At 33.4% G+C, this 5,407-nt stretch carries 1 protein-coding gene; it reads right to left on the reverse strand.

Annotated features, from left to right (window positions below; translation table 11 throughout):
* Positions 1–4,992, reverse strand: a 4,992-nt coding sequence (locus tag ACH2DQ_RS26890; RefSeq protein ID WP_395028676.1) for a DNRLRE domain-containing protein, incomplete at its 3' end; no start/stop codon positions are given.
* Between the last annotated feature and the right edge of the window lie 415 nt (positions 4,993–5,407).

Genomic DNA, 5,407 nt, shown 5'->3' on the forward strand with positions numbered 1-5,407 from the left:
CTCAACATCATAAATATGGTTCCACCCATAGCCCAGTAATGAGGTTGAGCTAGCCTGGCTATTATAGGTGCGGTTTATATCTATTGTTAAATTTTCGTTTGGTATTTCTGCATCAGTCTGTGAATAAACAAAATTTCCCTGGCTTTTTTCTATGTAACCATCACCATTAGGATTCGAAAAATCTGTATATTGAAAATATGGTTTTATCCCCAGCAACTTCGTATATTCATTTCCATCAACTACTTTTGTGGATAAAATTTCTGAAAAATCACTATATATTTTCTCAGATTTCCCCGTCAATTTATTCACAATATTTTTTACTGCACGAATCTTATAATAGAACCTTTCGCCATAATTTATATTTAACTCGCTAAAATAATCAGCTCTTACATCTGTAATTACAGGTGTTTTCTCTTGCTTTAAAAGTTCTATACTTGTAGCCCTATAGATTTCATAAAAAATATCGTCAGGCAGGGTGACTCCAACCTCTTTCTCAATATTTGAGACATCTTTTACAGGTGCCCTGTTCCAGTTTAGATAAGTTTTATAATTTATTTTACTAATGGCTGATAGTGAGGTAGGTACATAATTATCCATCTCAGACAGTTTAAATTTTTTTTCTGTAAGCGTATCCCCTCTAAACAAAAGATTTGAAGTTGTAGGTGAGGATGCGCCACCCTGCTTTGTCAGAGTCACTTTAAGTGTACAGTCAGTAATAACAGCTTGACCTGGAAAAAGTTCGGCCACACGATAGTGTCTGCCGCTTGTTATTATTTTCCAATAATTTTGCCCACAGTTAATAGAATATTTTATACTTGTATTCTCTGGGATTTGTTCCTCTGCTGACAAACAAAACTCTGCAACTGGGCTATCAAACTTTAATGTTTTTTCAAAAGTTCCGCTTGTCTCATTGGAATTTAATGAAAGTCCATTATTTGATACCGTTGTAAATAATTTTTTGCCTGTTCCTGACAATAAATTCTCCGCGATATTATTCTTAACAATAGAAGTATTATAGCGCACGGATCCATTATCATTACATTCTATAATGTATATAGAATACTCCTGATTTTCTTTATAATTCTTCTTTATCTTATGAAAATCTAAAATACTATTGATTCCACTATGATAGTTTAAATTACTTATTTTGTTGTTGTCGATAAACCATGTTATATTTCTTTGCAATTTACCCGCAGTCGATTCTAAGTTAAGATAATTGGTATTTAAAGGCAGCGTTATGGTTTCACCTTTGACACTATCATATTTAGGCTTAGCAATACTTATTGTAGGTTGTATTTCTTGTGCGGTTACATCTTGTTCTTGTTTTGTATAAGCATAAGATGTATTTGATTTATTTCCAGCAATGTCACTTGCTGTCAACCGGAATAAATAGGTATGTCCAGCAAGGTATTCCTTCCCCCCAATAGGTATAATTCCTAAACTATTAGATGTAATATTAGCCGTACCTTGCAGCACTTTCCTATAAGTGCTATCGGCTTTATCACGTTCTTTCACTTCTACATACCAAGAATGCAAATACGTATCCGTTATGGTTCCCCGCATATTTCCTTGTGCTATAGACGTAATGGCAGTAAATGGTTTGGTCTTATCATAGATACAATCTATTTCACTGTCCTTTCCGATAACATCTGCCATATCAATTCCGTGAACTTTTATTTTGTACTTTCCTTCATTGGGCAAATTACAGATAAATTCTCCTGAACTTTGTGTTAATGTTTCCCCTCTATTCCATACCTTTTCATTAGGAAGTTGGTATTCAATGTACTTTAGAGGCGTATTTCCTTCTTTAATCCGCCAAGTAATCATTGCTTTGCCATCATTTCTATTACTTCCCGTCAAGCTTGGATATGCTAATGGATTTTTGATTGTTACATTTTTACTAATATTCGCAGTATGCCCTATATTATCTGTTATACTTAAGTCAAATATGTAGCTGCTATTTTTTAGATTTGTCGTATCATATGGTCTAATCACAGATGCAGTTGTATAATTATTATAAATAGTGTCCACTATTTTTCCTGACAAATCCTTTATATGCAGACTGCTATTTTTTATTCCGCTGCCAGCATCTGCAAGAGTTGTTGTAACGCTTATTGTATTAGACAAATTAGCAGCGTCCATTGATATACTAATTGTACCTGTCGGAACATCTTTATCTTTTTTATAAGCCAGTATTTTTTCTGCTGAGTAATTTCCCACCTTGTCTTTAAACCGAACATAGATACTATAGATGCCATCAGGTCTTCCCTGATCAATACTGTCCATATAAAAAGAACCAGCATAGGGAGTGACATTTGAAGATAAGTTTACTTTGTAAGCTGTTTTATAATTATTGGCTGGCTGCCCTGCAACAACCATGCAATACTGTGGGCTTAATGCATCAATTCCACTATTAGCTTCAACTAGATTTGTGAATTGAATGACTGGATTTGGATTAGAAGTCCAGCTATTTGCCGCAGGATTTATTGTTACTGCACCAATAGAAGGAGCCGTTATATCCAATTTATATGCCACAGTCTTTACCAGACTAATATTGCCAGCCTTATCTACTGCTCTGACATTAATATTATAAATTCCACTGGCGGGGAAGTATGTTTCTGGCAATTTTATACTTCCTGAGCTCACTGTTCCCGCGTCTATAAATGCAGATGAATTTACTTGATACTGTACTCTGGAGAAATTAGCATCTGATGCCCCGCTCCAGCTTAAAACAGGTGTTCTATTAGAAGTAAAAACAGAAGGATTAATAGTAACTACTGCTAATGTAGGAGCCGTCCCGTCAATGTAAAAAATAGCCCCCTTTCCCGGTCCTGCTATTCCTCCATTATCAACACCTCTAATGACAAATTTATAACATCCCGGTTTCCAACTTTTACTGGCACCTATGTAAGCTGATCCAGCAGCTTTATTTCCTATCTTGGTTCCTGCAGAATAAGGAATTAAAGTTTTAATTTCAGCTTTTTTAGAAGCGTCATATGTTGCTAAACGGTATTCAATCCTATTTAATGATCTAGCATTTATTCCAGCCCAAGAAGCAGTAAATGCCGTTCCAGGCTTCATATAAACTGGATTTGTGCTAGATGTCGTTGCTTTTGTAGGTGGATCATAATAAATAATATTAAGCCTCGGTCTTTTGTCAAGCGTTACATAATGCGAATTATAAAATTGGACGTATTTTCCCGTTCCCGATTCATTAGCTGCTTTTAACATGATACCATAATTACGGTTTGTGCCATTAGCAATCTCCCGCATAAATTGTGTTAAATTCAAAGCTCTCTCTGCACCAATTGTTCCAGATGATTTTATGGTATTATAAATTTTTTTGGTATCATAGTTTGCTTTATTATTCCAAGTAATACTTTCTTTTTTCCACCCTTGCGTAACACGATATGCCTGTACTGTTTCACCTTTAACAGACTGCCCTGTTTCGTAAAGATATAATGTTGCACTATCTACATAATACCCTTTTATCTTTTTTTCAAGATCGCCGAAATCAATATACGATCTGTATATCCCTTGCGCGCTATTACCTAATGATAAACATTTAATCCCACTGTCATTAAAATTAATATTTTGATAAGCATTTCCATTGCATACATATACATCATTTACATGCTTGGGACTTCTCCACGACAAGGTAGGATCTATTGTCACAGGATACAATCGCTCGGCAGAATGTAAATATTCCTCATTAACCGTTACATTCAAGATGTAAGATGAGTCTTCACCTGCTTTTTCTTCTATATCACAAATAATTTCATTAGAATATGAATTATTCGTTGCATCATTCATAAAAGGAGCATCGATACCTCCCACCAACTCTCCAGTTTCTTTATCAAAAAAACTAAATCCCTCATCAAAGCTATTTTTTACAATCGTCAACCCTTCGACTTTAAATGCAAAAGAAAAACAGTTTTTTTCCGGAATCTCATTTAAAATTATATTTTCTTTAATTCCAATATCGCATGATTCATATTCCAGCATTATATTATCGTCTCTACTTTGATAAATGGCTGTTGTTGGCAATAAATTTGACTGACCATAAGCATCAACAACTATTTCATTATCTACTCCATTATTGGTGAAATTTTCTGAACCTTCAAACACATTATCTGCAGATGATAACTGTTCAGCATCACAAACTATTTCCTTATCATCATTAGTAAGCTTTGACTCAACCACATTTTCCTTATTTGTACTATCTTCTTCTGTTTCATTAAGTATAGAAATATCACCATTTTCAATCATCATATTATTATCATTAAGAACTTCATCCGAAGAAGACTCTTGTTCTTCTAAAATATCAGTGTCTTTATTAGATTCTATTTCTGTTTCAGACTTATGAAGATTAATATTTTGCTTTTTATCATTATCAATTTCTGTTAAATTCATTGAATCATATGGATTTCCAATTTCCGCTTCACCATCTCTATCTACAATAGGATAAAACGATATAGAATATCCTTTTTTCTCCAGCAAAACAGGTGTCTCTTCCGACAACTCATTTGGAAGATACTGCTTCATATCTCCTTTACTATTAGTATAGGTATAGCCTGTCAATTTTTTTCCATTGAGACTTCTTGTATCCTCGACCGGAACTAAACTGATATCGTAGTCAACTAATTCTCCATTTTCATCCTCGTAACGTACATCAGCACTATGTATCACTTCCATTTTCTTGTCATTACCTAAAGAATAGATTGTTTTGTTTTGTGTACATTCTTCTGAGATTTTATTGTCAGCAGTCACATTTTCCGGTAATATATCCTGCTCTGTGCATGATTCTAAAACTTCCTCTGAATACATCTCTTCAATCTCTTCATCCAAAATTTCGTTTTGTTCATCTGTTACATTCTCCTGCTGAATTTCTTCTGCCTGAACAAACATACTTTCCAACGATAACGAGGTGACAGTTAGTGACAGCGACATCATAATAGCTATTATTCTTTTTAGATACGGTTTCTTATTCATAACGATTTTCTCCCTTTTGTTTTATTAATAAATTAATTAGATTCTGAATCACATGAATACTTCAATATATTTCCTTTCAAAATAATTGCTATTATGATTTATTCTGTGATTTTAATCTAATTATTTTCATAATTAATAAATTAAATTACCACATCAATATTACTTAAAATGTTCCTGTATCAATATTATATATAATTTTCATCACTTTTGCATCAATTTTATATCACATTTATTCACAATTTTCTTACCTATTTTTTGTTAATTATTTTCCTCCTTTAAATAAATATGAATCACTTCTAGTACTACATCCGGTTAATTTTCAAACTATAATCGATACAGCCTGGACAATTTGTTTCTGGTATCCTGTTTTTTTAATTGCCCGTTTATTTTTGAGTGCTCTTCATTACGCTTGATT

This window comes from Robinsoniella sp. (assembly GCF_034124845.1).